The organism is Gelidimonas diazotrophica (assembly GCF_055694025.1).
Genome location: NZ_CM146349.1, coordinates 1,617,665 through 1,636,651, shown reverse-complemented (window position 1 = coordinate 1,636,651; position 18,987 = coordinate 1,617,665). Strand labels below are relative to the sequence as shown.

Below are 18,987 nucleotides of genomic sequence, written 5' to 3'. Positions count from 1 at the left end.
AATAAAGCGGGAATGCCATTATTTTAAGGCATACTCCCGCTTTTTATTAATACGCCAGCACCATCACGCCCTGCTCATGGGCAACTGCATTCGCTTGATAGATTGCAGCATCGGTTGCAGCACCGCCGCACCCAAACGCGCGCTGCGGGCACCGTTCCAGCCCGACTCGGGGTCCGGCAGGTTGGCGTTATCCTTGAACGGCAACTCCAGCGTCAACGACAAGCACTTTAAATGATGGCCCACATATTTCGACGCCAGGGTCAACATATCAGCTTGATATTTACCGGGGAGATAGCCGACCTTATTCTGGAAGTCAGGGTTAGCCAGCCGGTATGCATCAATAAACGCCTGCTGCTGTGCCAACTGCTCCGCAGTAAAACCCTCCAGCATTTCACTGCCGGCCACAAATACATACGGTAATCCTTCATCACCGTGTACATCCAGGAACAGATCGCACCCGATCGCATGGATCTTCTCGCGCACCACAAACACTTCCGGACTGCGCGCCAGCGATGGCGTCATCCATTCGCGATTCAGGTTTGCCCCCGTGGCATTGGTGCGCAAATTACCCAGAACAGCACCGTCCGGATTCATGTTCGGCACCACATACAGCACCGCCTCCGCCAACAAGCGCCGCGCCAGCGGATTGGCCGTATCCAGCAGCGCATCCAGCATGCCCTCGACAAACCATTCCGCCATGGCTTCACCCGGATGCTGGCGCGCGATGACCCAGATTTTTTTGGTAGCCGCAGGATTCCCCACCACCACCAGATCCATCTCGCGCCCCTGCACCGTGCGACCCAGCGACTCCAGTCGCACCAGCGGCGCAGACGCGATTCGCCCCAGCAAGGACAAATGGCGCTCCCAGGAATATGGCTCAAAATAGGCGTAATACACAACATCGGAAGTCGGCGTATGAGATACCGTCATCACCTGACCATCAAATGCGGTAGGCACCCTAAACCAGTGTTCCCGATCGACACTCGCCACCACCCGATAATCTTTCCAGCCATCCGGATACGTCGCCTGCCCTGCATTCAAAAAGCGCATCGTGCAAGGCAGGCCGCGCGCACCCTGCAGGCGAAAATAAAACCATTGGGTAAAATCGGCGCTGGAATCCTTGCGCAAGTTCAAAACGATATCCTGCGGATCATCAGCGCGCACCACCTCAATCGCACCGGCATCAAATTGTTGACTGATTGTTATCGACATAAGTAATTTTTTTGCCCAAACAGACTTGCGCAAGCAGGCCGCCTGCAGCGTCGGGACAACCTTATTGGGAAATGAAGAAGCTGCCATTGTGCGTCCGGAAATCCATTTCGCATAGCCAATCGCATCAAACTTCACGCACTTCGGACAGCTAAATTCCGGCGCGTTCAGTTATAATCGCAAGCTCGTCGGGGCGTAGCGCAGCCTGGTAGCGTACTTGCATGGGGTGCAAGGGGTCGAGTGTTCGAATCACTCCGTCCCGACCAATAGAATCAACGGGTTACATATTTAGGTCTGAAACCATTTTTATTTATCATGATCCGTGTCCGGCAGGTGTCCGGATAATCGGCAACTCCTGCTGAGTGTTAAGGAGTGCTGTTATACGTACAGGAATTTTTAAAACGTCCCACCCAAACAGCCGCTATATTGACTTACCTGCAGGGTTGACTATCAACACGCACCACCATACGGCCGCATCTTAGTCGTTTAGTACTGTTCGACAGTTCAGATCACCCACACACCAGACACCTCATCCCAGTTGGTCGTGTACCTCGGCGTTCGATTGTCGGCACGCATGATCTATCTGGCTTGGATGCCTGCTGCTTCCAATTGCACGGTATCTCTGCCATGCTGCCGATTAAGGACATCGAGCACACCCATCAGCTTTGCCTCGCGCACGTCCACTGCAACGTCATCAAACAGGTAGCCTGGCGACTTGTCGAATCTATTAACACCATCAGCATCACGCCTGCCTTCTTGTACAGATAGCCATCACGGAAGATCTGCTTCATCAGCCGGAATAATGCCGCTTTCGTGAGCATCATGGTTTCGCTCGATGGGTTCAGAAAGTGAGCATAAGTCTCACCCGTTCGAAAATTACCGTTTTCCGGATAAAATCCGACTGCTATCGGCCATTATGCCGGGCAAGCATCTGCGGCCTAATATCTGCGACCGTAAGGGTTGTCCATCGCTGCAAACCAGACGCTCATGAGATTCGCATTGCTCACCTTTTTGGGGTGGTAAGCGGCTTCTGGCTATGGCTGTTGGCTTGTGTCTAAATTTGTTCATGTGATTACCGGAATCAATGTGTTCACATCGATTCTTATTGGACTGCCTCCGATTTTGCATAAAATGATGCGATCGCATCGATTTCGGCAAGCCATGTTTATCAGTATCAGATCACCGCAGGAATTAGGGCTCCTCATCCAGGCTACGCGCAAGCACCAGAAGATTCGGATGGATGATGTCGCCGGCAGCACTGGCGTTGGATCAGTATTCGTTCGCGAAGTGGAGCGCGGCAAGTAAACTGTCCGACTGGGACGTGCCATGAAAATCCTGTCCGAGTTGGGCATCGAGCTCAAGGCCGATGTACCGATGACATTATGCCCACCCTCGCCGCGCTCAAGCTCACCAGTGTTAAGCCCCTCAAGCCGCGTCGACTCGCGCCGAAGGTGAAGTCTGACGGAGTACGACACAACGACGCGCCGCCCGACAAGGACACGGGACTACCCGTGCGTTGGAGGTACTGGTCAACGGCGAGCAGGTAGGCCACCTGCACGAGGAAACTGACCTCTGGCAGTTCAAATACGCCGATCAATGGGTAGAGTCTCCGCAGGGGTTCGATCTTTCTCCAGCGTTGCCTCGCGCGGCTGGACTGCATGCGAATGGCGCATCGAACAGTCCCGTCCGGTGGTATTTCGATAACTTTTTACCTGAAGTTGTGCTTCGCACTGTGATCGCCAAAGAAGCGGCTCTGAACGCCGAAGATGCCTTTGGCCTTCTGGCGTATTTCGGTGCGGAGTCGGCCGGCTCCCAAGTGTTGCGTGATCCTGAAAAGCCAGTTCCTACCGAGCACGGCGTCAAGCGGTTACCGCTGCACGAACTGAACAAACGCATCATCAACCTGCTCCATGTGTCGCTCACGAAAGACGCGCCCAAGCGGATGTCCCTAGCCGGCGCTCAGCACAAGATGCTCGTAACACTGAATGGCACAGAACTGTTCGAACCGTTGACCGGCACACCTCCGACGCACATCCTCTTTCTGCCGGATCGCAACGCGGCAAAAGAATCGCAAGAAAGCAACTTTCTTTCCATCACTTCATTTGCACTTACATGGGGTTAGTTTGATTGCCAACCGGCACTTATCAGGGCAAAATTAGTATAATGCAATTGCATCAATGATAAATTTTTCCACCCTACTTACCATCTCACTAAAGAAAGGATGTTCTCATGAAGAAGATTTTACTTACCGCAGCCATCTTCAGCCTGTTTTCTGCCCAAGTAATCGCCCAGACCTCTGCAGCGCCAGTAACTACTTCTGCTACTGAAACTACTACTGGATCTACCGCAGGTGCTGCTGGCGGTACTGCAGCCGGTCTGAGTACGGCTACATTAGTTGCGATAGGTGTTGGTATTGCTGCGGTTGCTGCAATTGCCTCTAATTCCGACTCAGCAACAACACACACAACCACAACGCATCATTAAGTTTATCGGGAATACCGTATGGTGTTCCCGAGTTCCCCTCAGCACAAACCACCGCTGTTTTCCGGCAATTGACTGTTCCTCAGTTAAACTTGGAAAAATTTAATCGTTTTAAATTTTTTTCACTTTTCTGCAATCCCCTTCGCCGAATACCGGGCAGTTGCATCTTGGCAAAAAACGTCCCTCATGAAAAATCAATCTTTTCGCAAGCGCCTTGGGTTTGCCATGCAAGGCATCGCCACTGCCTGGCATAGAGAAATGAGTTTCCGACAGCAGTGTGTTACTACCCTGGCTGTGATATTGGTTTTGATCTGGCGCAGACCCGCCATGTTCTGGTGGGCATTGCTGCTGATAAACTGCGGCGTGGTACTGGCTGCCGAGCTTTTCAACACGGCATTAGAGCATGCGCTGGATCATCTGCATCCCGCACAACACCCTGCCATTCAGATCGCAAAGGACTGTGCGGCTGGCGCGGTGTTGCTGCTTAGCATCACAGGCATGTGCGTATTTATCGCATTCCTGCTTGAGACGTGCCTGACATAGTTCGCCATCTGCAACGATTATTCTAGCTTAGGTACTGACACCAGGCCGGGCTCCGCCGCTGGCAGTGATGCCGGGGCAATAACCGCTACGCTTATCTGTGCTGGATTTGATGCAGTCTGTGCCTCAATATCTGGAGTCTTCTTATCTGGAGTCTTCTTATTACGTGCGGCCAGCAACTGATCCTCTTTTTCATACCGGCTCCCGATATTCATCCAGGTAGCAATCCCCATAATCAAACCTGCAATAATCGGAAAAGGCGGTGGAGCTGCAAACAGCACCATTAGATTATTCACAGCCGCCCCACCCCACAACGCTGAGGATGACTTGAGAGTGAAGCGTTTTTCTGGCTCAGGAAGTGTCGCAGCGTATTTCACTAATCCAATTTTCATTCCCGTTAGCGCGACCAATCCCAATGGTGAAGTAAAAATGAGCGGATTGGTTTCTACTGCGCCAGCTGATAAAGACGGTATTTTTGGATAAATGCTCAGAAGAACCTATTCATAAATATTGGCACTGTTCAGCCAGCATGCCCGTCAGGGACAAGATGGTGCAGTTCGGTAGGAGCGCCTTCAGGCGCGAAAGCGCTCGCCAGACTGCAGCCGTTGATCGCACCCAAGTGCGCTCCTTGTATGCTGACGATGCCTACGCTATACGACTTACTGCCTTCCGATAGATCCGCTGTACGGTGCACATTGTGGCCAGTAAAAAATATCGGCGATTATCCACATTGGGATGCCATTTCCTTGTAGGTGCGAATTTATTCGCATCAGCTCGCATGGAATCGTTAAAAGTGCGAATAAATTCGCACCTACGCCGCTGTTGTTTCAACGTGAAAAAACCTGATTTTGAACAGAGTACCTACAAAAAACTGCTTCAGTTTGGACTCCTCTTATAGCGGGCTGAATAATCCCATTCACGCTTGCATTGATGCAATAAAACAGATATGCTGCGCTGCAAAAATAAAAAATTCCCTTGCGGAAATTCTTAGGTGCTTTGCTGATATTGTTAATTCGGGGCAAATTTCCGCCTGTCCCCATATATACCGCCAAGCATTCCGTCAATTGGACAATCGGATAAGCCAATTTTTTTGAATTGATCCAACAATGACTCGTTCTGCCCTGATTCCAGTGATTCTTTGCGGTGGCTCCGGCACCCGCCTGTGGCCACTCTCCCGCGCAACTTATCCAAAGCAGTTTTTGCGCTTGTTAGGTAAAGAGAGCCTGCTCCAGCAAATGATGCAACGGCTTACTAGCATTGAGGCAATGGGTCCAGCGCTACTGGTATGCAATGAATCATCACGTTTTGTAGCTGCAGAACAATTGCGGGAAACCGGCATCGACGATGCACAGATTCTTCTGGAACCAATGCGCCGCAATACTGCGCCCGCAATGGGGGGTGCCTGAACCCAGTCTCTCTTCAGTGATGAATCAACGTAGCAAAAGAATATCCATTCCCAGCGAGCGACACGCAGAGCCAACATGCAGCACACGCATCCTCAACCTCACCGCCAGACACTGAGCGCGTTCATCACGCACAAGCGTTGCCTGATAACCGCATGCACTTTTTTCGCGTTGATGGTATTGATTGGCGCCATCCCGGGCGAAGCCACAGCGCTATCTGCCAAGGTGCCCGACAAACTACTGCACTTTACGGCGTATGCCTGTTTAAGCAGCTTGATTTATGGCGGCTTGGCAGGTGGCATGGCGCGTCGCGCGCTACGCACATTGCTGCTAATCGCTTTGCTGGGCGGACTGGATGAAGCAATACAAAGCTTGATGCCATACCGCAGTGCGGACTTGGCTGACTGGGCGTTTGACATGCTAGCAGCGTTGTCGAGTGTACTGATGCTGTCTACCGTGAATGCGGCCATGACAAGGCGGCGGCTTACCCATTACACCATTGGATACCATCAACCGCGCACTGAAACAGATGCGGCAGAAGACATTGATAAGCACTCTATCTCTAGTAATCCATTTAAGTTTGGGAGCAAAATATGAAGTCGATTGATGCTGTCTTCCTCCGCGAGACACAATGGTATTGCAGCAAAGAGATAGAAAAATGGCTGCTTGTCGCTATTGATATTCTTGCCATGATGACGGCTTTTTGCTTAGCCAGAACATTGAAGTCGATGGTGGAACATCAGCCAATCGGTATTGCCTTCGATGAGTGGTGGACAAAGGAAAACTTTACGCGCTTGTGGACGTATTTTGTGCTGGTTATATTAACCATCGCAGCTTTTTTGAGTAAGGGACATTATTCAAAGCGCAGGCCTTATTGGCATGAAATTAGAGAGATTCTCAATATCACCCTGGTATTAGCATTAATTGATACTGCCTTAGTTTTTTTTGGAAAATGGCCATTTTCTCGCGCCTTACTTCTTGTGAACTGGTTGCTAGCGCCGTGTCTTTTAGTGTTAATGCGCGGGACTTTAAAGTATCTTCTGACATCCGCCGGTGGATGGATTCGTCCCATGGTGATTATCGGTTGGGGCGAAAATGCAGTAGAAACAGCGCACGCTTTTGATGACGAGTCGTTGATGGGATTTGGCCTCACTGCATTTTTGATCCCCAATGGAAAGAAGAAATTTGAACACGATTACAAAGATCGAAATGGTCAACCAGTTCCTTGCATTTCACTTGGGAAAAATCCAGAACAAACATTGAAGTACCTCGGTAACCCGCATATAGTTTTGGCGTTAGAGCAAGGCGGGATTGATACATTTCAGGGACTGATCCAGCAGCTTAGTCGTTACTATAACGATATGCAAATTGTACCGTCGCTGCGCGGCTTGCCTCTATATGGCATGGAGGTTAACTACTTCTTTAGTCACGAAGTAATGCTGCTGACCTTGCGCAACAATTTGGCACGACGCGGACCAAAATTGCTCAAGCGCTGTTTTGATTTATTTGCGTCAATATGCATATTGATCATCGGATCGCCTGTTCTATGCTGGATAGCAGCAAAGGTTCTCGTTTCTGGTCGACCGATATTCTATGGACACAAACGCGTTGGACAGCATGGCAAACATTTTCCCTGCTATAAGTTCCGCACAATGCTGCCAAACGCCGATAAATTGCTACAGGAACTGTTAGCCCGAGATCCTGAAGCCAAGGCCGAATGGCTGCGCGACTTCAAGCTCAAAAAAGATCCGCGGATTACATCCATTGGCGCATTCTTGCGAAAAACAAGCCTGGATGAGTTGCCCCAATTATGGAATGTACTTAAAGGCGAAATGAGCCTGGTAGGGCCGCGCCCGATTGTAGATGCCGAACTGGAACGCTACGGCAATCAGGTCGATTTTTATTTGGAAGCAAAGCCAGGAATTACCGGACTATGGCAAATCAGCGGCAGGAACGATATCACCTACGATACACGGGTTTATCTCGATGCCTGGTATGTGAAGAACTGGTCACTTTTCAACGATCTCGTTATTATGCTTAAAACGCTAAAAGTGATCTTGAAAAGAGATGGCGCGTATTGAATAGGTTGTGACATAAAACATCTGAAAAAAATTGTAAGTGTGGCCAACACCCGAAAAACCACCTACCTTGTTTTGACTAAGTTCCAGTTACTATTCAGCCGTCTATGAGATGGCTAGCCCGTCATCCCTAAACTTGGTTTTTTTGTAGGAGCGCACCCGGGCGCGAAAGCAGTCGCCAGACTGCAGCCGTTGGTCGCGCCCAGGTGCGCTCCTACAAGAACAACTTCGGCTTGGAGGTATCTTATAGGGGACTGAATAGTAGCCAAGTTCCATCAATAATATTCTGCAAAAAAGAGCTTCCGTTATGCACAAAAAAATTACCAAAGCTGTCTTTCCTGTTGCCGGACTTGGTACGCGTTTTTTACCCGCCACCAAGGCCAGCCCCAAGGAAATGCTGCCGATTGTCGACAAACCCTTGATCCAATACGCTGTAGAAGAAGCCGCAGCAGCAGGCATCACTGAAATGATTTTTGTCACTGGGCGCAACAAGCGCGCAATCGAAGATCACTTCGACAAAGCCTATGAACTGGAAACCGAACTGGCAGCCCACAATAAGCATGCGTTACTCGATGTACTGCGCGACATCAAGCCTCACAACGTCCAGTGCATCTACGTACGGCAAGCGGAAGCGCTGGGCTTGGGTCATGCAGTACTGTGCGCGGAACGCCTGGTGCATGACGAGCCATTTGCTGTAATCCTGGCAGATGATCTGCTGGACGGCACGGTTCCTGTCATGCGACAAATGACCACACTGCATGCGCAGTGTGGTAACAGCATCATCGGCGTGGAAGCCATTGCTCCCGAGCAGAGCCGATCCTATGGCGTCATAGCAGGCACCTTGTTTGACGAGCGCTTACTCAAACTGCACGGCATCGTAGAAAAACCAGCGCCCGAAAATGCCCCCTCCAACCTGGGTGTAGTTGGCCGCTACATTTTGACGCCGTCGATTTTCAAGCATCTGCGCAACTTGCAGCCGGGTGCCGGCGGTGAGCTGCAACTGACCGATGCCATTGCCGCTCTGCTCGCGCAAGAAACGGTGCTGGGCTACCAGTTTGAAGGCATCCGCTATGACTGTGGCAGCAAGCTAGGTTACTTACAGGCAACAGTGCAATTTGCACTCAAACACCCGGAAGTGAAAGAGGCATTTCGCGCCTTCTTGCAGAATATGCCATTCGATCAAACGTATGCTCGCGCAAGCTGATATCCAGCGCAGAGCGCTTACGCACCGTCATAAAGCAGCAATGATTTTTCTGTAATACGCCCTACCCGCGCAATCGCTCCTTCCTATTTCTTGAACGCGGTTGGGCTAACGCCTTATCAGCCCAACTTTGTACGCACAATGTTGGGCTTCGCAAGCTCAGTACCAATGAACTATGGTATGTATTTATAAATATTCATTATATATATGCGGAAATTGGCATGTTATTGCCCATACTCCATCATATTTCTTTAGAACACTACCTATTACTCTGTTCAACATCAAGCCTTTTCACGTAGAGACAGCAGCGCTGTAGGTGCGAATTTATTCGCACTTTTAACTGTGCGAACTGATGCGAATAAATTCGCACCTACAAGCAAATGACATCCCAATGGGGATCATGGACGATATTTTTCACTGGTCACAAGGTCGTAAGCCGCATGGCGTAGGGCGTGCGGTATGCTGTCTTGTAGAAGGAGCCGCGACATCAACCGCACTATGCAACCCATGATCAAAAAACGATTTGCAGCTTGAATAATCCCGGCCGCGCGATACGAATCGCGTCCGAAGAGAGTATTAGACGGCATAACCCTGCGGATTCATCCGTTGCCAGCGCCAGTGATCCGCACACATATCTTCCAAATTCTTTTCTGCATGCCAGCCCAGTAATTGCTGCGCCCTGATTGAAGACGCATAACAGCTGGCAATATCACCCGCACGGCGCGGCACAATCTCATACGGCACAGCGCAACCACTCGCGCTCTCGAAGGCACGTACCGTCTCCAATACACTGTAGCCCTGCCCGGTCCCGAGATTGACTGTAAATCCGCCCTGCTCGGCAAACAAGCGGTTCAGCGCCGCAACATGGCCGCGTGCCAGATCTACCACATGAATATAGTCGCGCACCCCGGTGCCGTCCGGTGTCGGGTAATCATTGCCAAACACTGCCAGCTTAGGGCGGCGCCCGACGGCGACCTGGGCGACAAAAGGCATCAAGTTATTGGGAATACCCAACGGATCTTCCCCGATCAATCCGCTCGGATGCGCACCCACTGGGTTGAAGTAACGCAGAACACCGATGCGCCAATCCGGGTCGGCTTGCACCACATCACCGAGCAACTGCTCCACCATCAGCTTGGAACGACCGTAAGGATTGGTCACGGACAGCCGCGCCGTCTCCAGGATGGGCAATGCTTCCGGGTCTCCATAGACAGTCGCTGACGAACTGAACACGAAGCGCTTGACGTTCGCATCCGACAATGCCTGCAACAATGTCACCGTGCCCGACACATTGTTATCGAAATACAAAAGCGGCTTGGCGACCGATTCCCCAACCGCCTTCAGTCCGGCAAAATGAATCACCGCATCAAACGCATGTTCGCGCAAGACGCGATCCAGCGCGGAGCGGTCACGCACGTCGGCTTCATAAAACGGCAATGATTTTTCTGTAATGCGCTCCACCCGTGCAATCGCCTCACGCGAACTGTTGCAAAGATTGTCCAGCGCGATAACAGAAAAACCCGCCTGCAACAATTCGACGCAGGTATGCGAACCGATATAGCCGGACGCGCCGGTGACCAGAATTTTTTTAGGCATGGAAAAAGGAAATTAAAAAAAGTTATAGATTCATGAACACGCCAGCACCATTCGCCAGAGCCTGCCGCACGTAGCAGCGAACCACGGTCAAACCGATAAAGTCGGCGTAGGTAAAAAGCATTCGTCTCAATGCTTCTTCGCGTAAGAGCTAGCCCAATAGCCTTTATACATACCGATTTTTTTCTTCAGGCCGATAGGCATGCGCTGCTCGTTCTGGCCCAATTTGTAAGCCAGCAGCTTGCAAGCATTGCGCAAGATAGCCGTAGGCCAGAGATAAAGGCGTGCAAGGCCAAGAAACTGCAACTCCGACTTCACATAGCGCATCCCTTCCCCACCGGCTCCACTAAAGCGCTGGCGAATCCACGGCTCACGCGCATGGAACACGCCCATGTCGAAATATCGGCGAAACTCTTCCAGAAGCGTGTAGTTATGGGAATGCCGACAACTAGCATCACTCGCATAGGCGACCTTCCAACCACCAAGCAGCATCTTGGCCGCCACATACATGTCCTCGGCGAAGATGACATGCTCAGGGAAACCACCCACTTCTAGCAAGGCACTACCGCGATACGCGGCAAAGGAATTCGACATAAAGGCCGCCTTCAGCCCCAAAACGGGCGCATCCAAGAACGACTTGGTTTGCGAAGTATCCGGGTAATTGAACAGGCGCGCATGTTGCGCCAAAGGCGAGGCATCCAAATGCGGCAACTGCCGACCACAAACCGCACCGACCTTAACATCAGCGAAAGGCACTATCAGGCGCTCGATCGCGTCCGCTTCTTCCAGATAGGCGTCCTGCGTCAGAAATATATAAAGGTCATATCCAGTATTTTCGCTGACCATCATCTGCCGGGTACCTCCATGGTTGAACTGGCTGCTCGGAATGGTCACCACATTCTTGCCACGAGAAACAGCCAGTTCACCGGTGCCGTCCCTGGAACTGGAATCAACCACGAACAGATCGAACTGCGCGCGCTGCTTATCCAACGAATCCAAAAGACGCTCGAGATCGTCTCTACCGTTATAGGTGGGCACAATGCAAGCTATGCGAGTTTGGGATCTATCAACTGAAATCACCACTCTGCCCATTTAAAAAACCTCTCCAGAAAAATTTCTCAAAAAATTAAACTGTTTATCTGTAAAAATTACAAAAACACAATCCCGTAAAAAAACAGAGTAGAACATAAACAATAGGCCTTATAAATATAGAATCATATGTATAAATTAACTGATTTTCCCTGTCTTGAATCTTATAGCATCAATAAATGCGCGAATCATGTATTTGCAGTACTGGATTTTATTTTTACAAAATATGATTATTATAACTTGATGCACTATTGCAAAAAATATCTCACGCAAAGCTAGAAATTTAGGGATGCTTTTTTTCCTTAATAACAAAAAAGAGTTTCTAACTCTATAATATCGTCTTACTGGGGTATGAACTGGAACGCGAAAAAAATAAAAATTCAAACTTTTTTCCCCAATAGAATGAATCATCTGAGCATTTGGGTTAACTTTAATAAAAATTTTATTTTTGGCGCACCGTAAACACCATTCAGTATCTACGTAATCAATAAAAAAATCTTCATCCATCAGTCCAATAGACTCAAAAACTAATGATTTAACAATAGTACCAGAAGATATTGCCGTTGAAACAATATGGCTTTCTTGCATATTTTCTGGTTTTATTATTTTTCGAAAACCATATTTAGAAACATCAACAATTTTGTAGAAAAAACCCTTTTCTTTATCCCTAAATACAGGAGCTGCAATCATTACGTCAGGATTATCAAGTGTATTTATTAGTTTAAAGATGCATTCTTTATTTATTATGCTGTCCTGATCTAAAAATATAATAAAATTATAGCTATTTTTAATGGCAAATGTAATACCTAAATTTTGTGCTTTTGCGATGCCATAGTTTTCTTCGAGACGAATAAGATTATTATTTTCAAAGATATTATTTATGTAGCTACCTTTAGTATTGTCTACTACGCAACAATCTATATCAATATCATTAAGATCATTTATTGTTTTTTCAAGAATATGAGTTACTGGATTGTATGTGACAATTACTGCGCAAGTTTTCAAAATATACTTCATATAAATTAGATAATTCGGATGTCTTGGCTATACTCTAAATAAGTTTCACAGATTAATTTTCTCATCTAATTTAGAAAAGATTTATTGAAAATAATTATCGGATGAATTGAGCGTGGAAATTTCCGCTCAAAACGATTGTTTCGAATTGATAATTTAGAAGAAATCATTATAAATATAAAAGAATAAATAAGAATAACATTTGATGAAAATAGATATGGATTAAATATACCTGACATGAGAAATAAAACAAAAACAAAAAATCCAAACCAGTTTTTACGATTTAAAAAAATATAACTAATGGAGATTATAGTCATAACAATCACAACTCCTCCTAAAATTCCAAATTTAGGTAAAAGTGATAAGATCTGCTGCTCGTAAGAAAATGGATTAAGGGCGGAACGGATATGGCTGGGGTCATATGCACCAATACCACTTCCAATAATAGGATTTTTATTAAATAAATTAACTAGTATATCGAACTGCTCTTTTCTTATTTTGTCAGATTCAGTATTAGCATCTGACAAAAATCTCAATTCAAAAAATTCATAAAAATAATTAAAATTAAAAAATAAAAATAGAAATATAAAAATAAATAAAGATGCGATTCCAATAATCCAATGCCTATTAAACTTCAATAGGAGTAATAAGCCAATTAAATTAATAATTATCAAATAACGCGAAAAACTAACCAGTACTGCAAAAAAAGAAATTATTAAAATAATTCTTAATAAATTACTTGGTTTTATTATTCCATCTCTAGTAGCCCAAATATAAACAAACGGGAAGAAAGCAAGAACAATATCAGTTTGTATATATATCCTGAATAAGTTAAACGGCAACACCATGGTTATAATTCGGCTCCCAAAAATATCATAGAAAGCTTGAACCATGGCAAAAGCACCGAATTTTATTCCATATAAAATCAATAAAATTTTAACAAATAAAGAAGCTAATAAAGATAATATATAAATATTAAAAAAATCCCTAAAAGAAAAAACTTTACAATGCAAAATCCAAATAAAGACAGATAATATAATTGTTGTAAAAATTAACTGAAATTCTTTTAATGCTTCTAATTTATAATCAATTAACCCAACAATAAAATAAAAAATTAAAAATGAAGAAATACATAAAAAATTATTCCAAAAAATAGTTGGCAATGGTTTTTTTAGTAGAATAAAAAATATAATTAAAAAAAATATTATAAGAAAAATTATTTTTACTGGAAAACCAAAAATAGCTCCTGTTGGCAGTGCTGAAATTAAAATTACGCAATAGGAGTAAATAAAAAAAATGACGCCTTTATAATTTTTATTATCCATAATATGGGACCTATATTTATATTATAACAAAAGTATATTTATTATATAAATATTTTATATAATTCTAAAAATATAAATAAATTATAAAATAGATGAAAAATTAAAAATCTCTATTAATCTATTTAAATGCTTGAAACAAAAAACAAAATATTGGCTTAACACTTTTTTTGTAAATAATATTTTTTACCATATCAAGAGATGTAAATTTATGTTGCAGAAAACGCGAGCGAGAGCGAATTATAAGCTCGGATCTTTGATCATATATTTCTTTATTCCTGTTGCACAATTCATCCATGGCGGTATGCAATGGCATATCGTTAGAAACTCTAGACTCATCTACACCGTGATCGTGATGCATTATATAAAGAGGAGTGGTAAATCGAAAAAAATCGCCATATTTGGCACAGAGTCTTATCCATGTATCCCAATCCTGTAATCGTTTAATATCCACTCTAAATCCACCGATGGCTTTAAGCCGTTCTGTCTTGGTAAAAATCTGATTCGAGGCTTCGTTATTAACGAGTAAATCTTTTATTGTAAAATTTAATTTTTTGTTTTTATAGTGCGATACCAGCCCACCATTTTTGTACTTGTTTGTAAAATTGCTACATACAAATGCATATTCATCTTTCCATGCAAAAATAAATGTTTCAAGCCTATCTTGAGTAAATTCATCATCATCATCCAGACCTGTAATGAATTCTCCGTGCGCGGCAAATATACCTAGATTTCTGGCGCTACAGGCTCCGAGTGGTACGGGATTTCTAAAGTAGCGCACCTGATTATTACTTTCCGCTAATTTTCTCATTCTATCTTGGGTCCCGTCGGTAGAACCATCGTCACAAATCAATATTTCATAATTTTTGTATGTTTGACAAAAAACTGAATTTAAGGCCCGCTCTAATTTTTCAATCCTATTATGTGTCGGTATATAAATACTTATTAATGGTTTTGATTGCATATATTTATAAAAAAATTGGGGCATAAGATAACAAGTAATACTCTTGATACGCAGACAGCGTCTGAACGACTGATTTTCAATGGGGTTTTGAAGCGCTCCTCAACGTCTGAAAATTTATTTTCTTTCAGTGACTTTCCACAAAAGCATCATCAAATAACGACGATTAATGGCGTTTCTTTCATGAATCGGAGTAAGACCTTGCCCATCACCGCGAATTGATGACAGTCTTCAATTGTTTCGCTGAGAACCAAACTGACCGTGCAAGTGAATCATTTGACTTCCCCCCGCCACTTCGCTATCTTTTTATTGACTGATGTTGCGTATTTTCCGCGAAATATACGAAAAGAACAAACAGGTCTCCCAACCCAAAAATTTATTTAAAAGAAAGAGTATCGTATTTTTTATGGCATTTCCCGCATATTTTTATTGCGCGTATAAAATATACACAACCAAGTATTAGAGATGCGTTTAGCCATAGCTTGAATTTGTGCAACTGCCACACACTCCATTACCATCCTTAAGTCTTGTTTCGTGCCTTTCGGGTTTTTCGTGGACATTGTTTTCCATAATATTGAAGATGCGTAACATTAGTTATTCATGCAATCCACCAACCCATCCTTTAACCTCCGCATAGTGCCCCCGCAGCCACTGGGCGTAATGCGCCACGTTGAGATTCAATCCATCGAATCTGGATAACCAGTAAGCCGCGCTTTCTCGGTCATTGCCGATCTGCCAGTAGAAATATGCAATTCCCAGTGCATATTGGTGCATGGACGGGTGGGGCCAGCGGCTTTCGAGGATGTGGCCGGCGTCGGTCAGCGCTTGTTGCGCTACCGGGTGGTAATCCTTTGCGAACCTGGAATCGAGCTGCCGTGCGTAGGCGACGTACTCATCGCAGAGAACAATCAGGGCGTCGATTTCGCATTCTGAATTACCTTTATCAGCCCACACGTGCCGCCGTTCCTGCTGTAGCCGGAACAGCTCTTGTGCTGCTAAATAGGATATTCCACCTGTCGGCTGTTGCAATTTGAGTTTGCACAGCTGAATTTTGTGGCGTAGCCAGATATCCCTGACCAACGGCAAACTCGCTGGAGCGTCGCGGAGTTGCAGGTCAATATCGTCTTGCATCGCCAGCAAGGCTGCAACTGTACTCTGCCTCGGTACGCGCAGGTCCAGACCTTCTGCTTGTGCTTCGCCGCATTGATCGAGCACGGCAAGCAGTTCGCTCAGGGCCGCAAATCGCTCTGGCACCGGCAAATCCTTGTGTGCATCGAGCAGGGTTAATGTCTGGACTAGGTGTTTGGCAAATCCGACGCCATCGTTCAAGCGCATGCGCAGTTCGGCAACAGCGCATGCAAGCCGTTGGCGCTTGTCGAGATGCGGTTTCAGCGCACGCTCGGCGCGCGCGTAAGAATCCAGTAGCAAGGGCCGGTTGCCCAGTTGGCGCGCTAAAATCAGTTGATTGTTGATGAGTTGGGCGACTTGATGGATATTTTCAGGCATGACCGCAGCACGATAAGCTTCGAGCAAATTGATAGCCTTTTCAGGCTGCCCGTGCCGCGCGTATTTGATCAGCAGATTGTGTATAACAACCGGGTACAGCCGCCGCAACGGTTCTTTTTGCAAGGCATGCCAAGCCTGCTCGTAGTAGCTCTGGGCATTGGTGTGGTTACCTTGCATATCTTCCAGGCGAGCCAGGTTGTTGTATGCGGCCACGACCAGACAGGGTTCGGGCGTTCTCTCGATGACGTCTTCAAGCAGGGATTTCGCAGGCCCGTATTGACCGTCCAGTTCGTGCTCGTAATTTTTCAAGAACAGATACCTGGAGTGATGCAATTTTGATTGCTGCACACTGGAAGCAAGTTCGCCAAGCTCCTTGCGAAAAGCAACATAATTGCCAGCCTGGAACAGCACGCTCGTCTTCGCCAGTCGAATGGAAACTCGCTCTTCCGGTAGCAAAACCCCTTGCTCTGCGGTTGCCAACACCGCATAGGCGGCAGCCAGATCACCGGTTTCGATCTTCAAGCGGGCTTGTATTTCCAACCGCCTGATGCGGACAGCAAATCCTGAAAGCCACAGTGGTGAAGCGAACTTGTGCTCGGCATCCTCGTAGCAGCAATCATCGATTTGCCGCGTCAGCCGTCGTAACCAGCGCTTTTCATGCGGCAGCATTTCAGTGCTACTAATCCATAAAGCACCTGCCATGCCAAGAGTAACCAGCGACATAATAAGTTTGTTGCCGGGACCATAGACTGTTTCAGTAAGGCCGATAGCACCGCCAACCATCGCAACCAGACAGACTATGGCGAAAGGCATAAATCGCCGACTGAACGCATAAGCGCGCAGTGCATGGAGCTGATTGAGAAAAGGAAGGAGGATTGTCATTGCTTGGGCCAAGATGTTTTCTGATAGTTAATGCAATCGCTAGAAAGAGGCTTTTCATGCAAAGGAAATAATTAAGTTGCATCTTTAGCACGCAGTTGACTCGCTACATTTAGCGCATTAACCCACAAATAGGGCAGTCTCAAAGTAAAAGTGCAAAACCCTTTGCTGTAAGGGGCTGCGATGTCGAAATTCACACTCACTTAGCTACCCAAGAGCGCGCCGTCGTCCAAATAACCCTGCCATCGCAGAAAACCACTCTTGGTTAACCTTGTAACTAATCACTAAATAAAGCGGCACCGAAATAACTATGGCCAAAATAAAACGTAAAACTGATCCATTAAATTGAGTCGCTACAAAATACGATGGCGCTATGCTTATCAGAGCCAATGCTAATGGACGAAGGGCGGCAACGGTGTATTCAAGAAGGCCCGCCTTGCACAATGGGTGTACCAGAAAATACCAGCCTGGTATAAACATTAAAACCGCAAAACCAAAAAGCGCCCATGTCATGCCAATAGCGCTATATTGCGAGCCTAGCCAGACGACTGGAGGAACAATAAATAGCAATCCGAAATTCCATTTCAAAGCCAAAGCAGCACGCCCCATACCAAACAATAAACTACCAGCGGGATTTCCGATTGAACGGAAAAACCCCCATGCTGCCAATGCGCGCAACAAAGGTGCAGCATCTTGCCACTTATCACCAAGCAGTATTGCAACGACTTCTGGCGCAAAAGCTGCTACCCCCATATAAAGCGGGGCATTAATCGATGCCGTCATATTTAAGGTTTTGAGATAAATAGCTCTAACCCGTACCACATCGTTTTGAACTTGGGCAATTAGCGGAAAACCCACGCGAGTGATGATCGGGTTAATCATGAACTGCAGTTGCAAAACAAGATTGCGTGGCACGCTGTACAAACCCAGTTGCGCAGCACCCAGCAAGCGCCCACCGAGAAACAGATCGATTGACATATTGATCTGGTTGACGATGTTGTTTGCCACCATGGCACCACCAAAGCTTAAATACGGGCGCACATCTGCCATGCGCAAGCGCCACATAGGCCGCCAGCCGCGGGCGACAAACATCCACGCAAACGCAGTTCCGACCACTGCCGAAACAATGCTGCCCAGTACCAACGAATACACTCCCCATCCCAAATTGGCCGCAAGTAGTGCCGCAACAAATCCCAAAGCAGCAGAAGCGATTTCCAAAACCACCACTGGTCGAAAATCGAGTTCTTTTTCTGCCGCCATACGCACTTGCAAGCCCAGCGCGCCAATCACAAAAGTGGTGGCACTCAACATCAACAATGGCGTTAAACGGGTATCCCCAAATAACCATGCCAATAGTGGGCTGACAGCAACCACCAGCAAAGTTAGCGTGGCACTCAAAGCGATATTTAGCCAAAACAGGCTAGAGCGCTGTTCCTGGGTTACATCCTGGCGCTGCACAAAAGCGCTATTGACACCAAGGTCGGCAAACATACCGGCAAATCCGAGCACCACACTAACCATTGCCATGAGACCGTAATCTGCAGGCAGCAGTATGCGTGCGAGTAACGCAACTTGGATAAGTTGCAGCACTGCGCGAGATACCGCTGCAGTAGCCGTCCAGCGCACGGCGGAAAAGGTTTTACGTTTAAGGGTCACAGAGAAGTAAGTTTGAAATTTGTGAAAAAACGACAATTATGTTTATCAATCAACA

Annotated in this window: 18 protein-coding genes and 1 tRNA gene; 8 read left to right on the top strand and 11 right to left on the bottom strand. The window is 46.6% G+C overall.

Going from position 1 to position 18,987, the window contains the following annotated elements; all coding sequences use genetic code 11:
* Nucleotides 1-63 precede the first annotated feature (63 nt).
* Complete coding sequence (locus tag KGFNPO_RS07530) at nt 64-1,212, bottom strand: M14 family metallopeptidase (protein WP_472634081.1); 1,149 nt, start codon at nt 1,210-1,212, stop codon at nt 64-66.
* A gap of 186 nt (nt 1,213-1,398) precedes the next feature.
* On the opposite strand from KGFNPO_RS07530, the gene KGFNPO_RS07525 reads away from it, so the two are divergent.
* Nucleotides 1,399-1,475 (top strand) — tRNA-Pro (locus tag KGFNPO_RS07525).
* 313 nt (nt 1,476-1,788) lie between these two features.
* Here the strand turns inward: KGFNPO_RS07525 and KGFNPO_RS07520 are convergent.
* Both KGFNPO_RS07520 and KGFNPO_RS07515 read right to left on the bottom strand, forming a co-directional pair.
* The gene (locus KGFNPO_RS07520) at nt 1,789-1,869 is read right to left on the bottom strand and encodes a DUF4113 domain-containing protein (RefSeq protein ID WP_472634414.1); all 81 of its coding nucleotides are present in this window, start codon (nt 1,867-1,869) and stop codon (nt 1,789-1,791) included.
* A complete protein-coding gene (locus KGFNPO_RS07515) occupies nt 1,869-2,033 on the bottom strand; it encodes a hypothetical protein (protein ID WP_472634079.1) in 165 nt (54 codons plus the stop codon). The genes KGFNPO_RS07520 and KGFNPO_RS07515 overlap by 1 nt, the downstream gene beginning before the upstream one ends.
* 692 nt (nt 2,034-2,725) lie before the next feature.
* Here KGFNPO_RS07515 and KGFNPO_RS07510 point away from each other — a divergent pair.
* The 3 genes from KGFNPO_RS07510 (at nt 2,726) to KGFNPO_RS07500 (ending at nt 4,233) form a co-directional block, all read left to right on the top strand.
* A complete protein-coding gene (locus tag KGFNPO_RS07510; RefSeq protein WP_472634077.1) occupies nt 2,726-3,331 on the top strand; it encodes a HipA N-terminal domain-containing protein in 606 nt (201 codons plus the stop codon).
* A gap of 107 nt (nt 3,332-3,438) precedes the next feature.
* Nucleotides 3,439-3,693, top strand: coding sequence for a hypothetical protein (locus tag KGFNPO_RS07505; protein ID WP_472634075.1), 255 nt, complete (start codon nt 3,439-3,441; stop codon nt 3,691-3,693).
* Between the two features lie 183 nt (nt 3,694-3,876).
* Nucleotides 3,877-4,233: a diacylglycerol kinase gene (locus tag KGFNPO_RS07500; protein ID WP_472634073.1), complete on the top strand. Its 357-nt coding sequence runs from the start codon at nt 3,877-3,879 to the stop codon at nt 4,231-4,233.
* Between the two features lie 17 nt (nt 4,234-4,250).
* On the opposite strand, the gene KGFNPO_RS07495 is transcribed toward KGFNPO_RS07500, so the two are convergent.
* Nucleotides 4,251-4,622, bottom strand: coding sequence for a hypothetical protein (locus KGFNPO_RS07495; RefSeq protein WP_472634071.1), 372 nt, complete (start codon nt 4,620-4,622; stop codon nt 4,251-4,253).
* 714 nt (nt 4,623-5,336) lie between these two features.
* Here KGFNPO_RS07495 and KGFNPO_RS07490 point away from each other — a divergent pair.
* The 4 genes from KGFNPO_RS07490 (at nt 5,337) to galU (ending at nt 8,915) form a co-directional block, all read left to right on the top strand.
* Nucleotides 5,337-5,636: a sugar phosphate nucleotidyltransferase gene (locus tag KGFNPO_RS07490; protein ID WP_472634069.1), complete on the top strand. Its 300-nt coding sequence runs from the start codon at nt 5,337-5,339 to the stop codon at nt 5,634-5,636.
* A gap of 75 nt (nt 5,637-5,711) precedes the next feature.
* Nucleotides 5,712-6,230, top strand: coding sequence for a VanZ family protein (locus KGFNPO_RS07485; RefSeq protein ID WP_472634067.1), 519 nt, complete (start codon nt 5,712-5,714; stop codon nt 6,228-6,230).
* A complete protein-coding gene (gene wbaP, locus KGFNPO_RS07480) occupies nt 6,227-7,714 on the top strand; it encodes an undecaprenyl-phosphate galactose phosphotransferase WbaP (protein ID WP_472634065.1) in 1,488 nt (495 codons plus the stop codon). The genes KGFNPO_RS07485 and wbaP overlap by 4 nt, the downstream gene beginning before the upstream one ends.
* A gap of 304 nt (nt 7,715-8,018) precedes the next feature.
* Nucleotides 8,019-8,915 carry a UTP--glucose-1-phosphate uridylyltransferase GalU gene (gene galU, locus KGFNPO_RS07475; protein WP_472634063.1) on the top strand — a complete coding sequence of 299 codons (897 nt, stop codon included), beginning with the start codon at nt 8,019-8,021 and terminating at the stop codon, nt 8,913-8,915.
* A gap of 573 nt (nt 8,916-9,488) precedes the next feature.
* Here the strand turns inward: galU and galE are convergent.
* From galE to KGFNPO_RS07440, 7 genes are all read right to left on the bottom strand, one after another.
* Complete coding sequence (gene galE, locus KGFNPO_RS07470) at nt 9,489-10,508, bottom strand: UDP-glucose 4-epimerase GalE (protein ID WP_472634061.1); 1,020 nt, start codon at nt 10,506-10,508, stop codon at nt 9,489-9,491.
* 126 nt (nt 10,509-10,634) lie between these two features.
* Nucleotides 10,635-11,597 (bottom strand): glycosyltransferase family 2 protein, encoded by a 963-nt coding sequence (locus KGFNPO_RS07465; protein WP_472634059.1) that lies wholly within the window; start codon nt 11,595-11,597, stop codon nt 10,635-10,637.
* Nucleotides 11,598-11,732: 135 nt separating this feature from the next.
* Nucleotides 11,733-12,611: a rhamnosyltransferase gene (locus KGFNPO_RS07460; RefSeq protein WP_472634057.1), complete on the bottom strand. Its 879-nt coding sequence runs from the start codon at nt 12,609-12,611 to the stop codon at nt 11,733-11,735.
* Nucleotides 12,612-12,676: 65 nt separating this feature from the next.
* Entirely contained in the window at nt 12,677-13,933 is a 1,257-nt protein-coding gene (locus tag KGFNPO_RS07455) for an O-antigen ligase family protein (RefSeq protein ID WP_472634055.1), read from the bottom strand.
* A 118-nt stretch (nt 13,934-14,051) separates the two neighbouring features.
* The gene (locus tag KGFNPO_RS07450; protein ID WP_472634053.1) at nt 14,052-14,894 is read right to left on the bottom strand and encodes a glycosyltransferase family 2 protein; all 843 of its coding nucleotides are present in this window, start codon (nt 14,892-14,894) and stop codon (nt 14,052-14,054) included.
* Between the two features lie 591 nt (nt 14,895-15,485).
* Entirely contained in the window at nt 15,486-17,291 is a 1,806-nt protein-coding gene (locus KGFNPO_RS07445; protein WP_472634051.1) for a tetratricopeptide repeat protein, read from the bottom strand.
* 192 nt (nt 17,292-17,483) lie between these two features.
* Entirely contained in the window at nt 17,484-18,968 is a 1,485-nt protein-coding gene (locus KGFNPO_RS07440) for an MOP flippase family protein (protein WP_472634049.1), read from the bottom strand.
* Between the last annotated feature and the right edge of the window lie 19 nt (nt 18,969-18,987).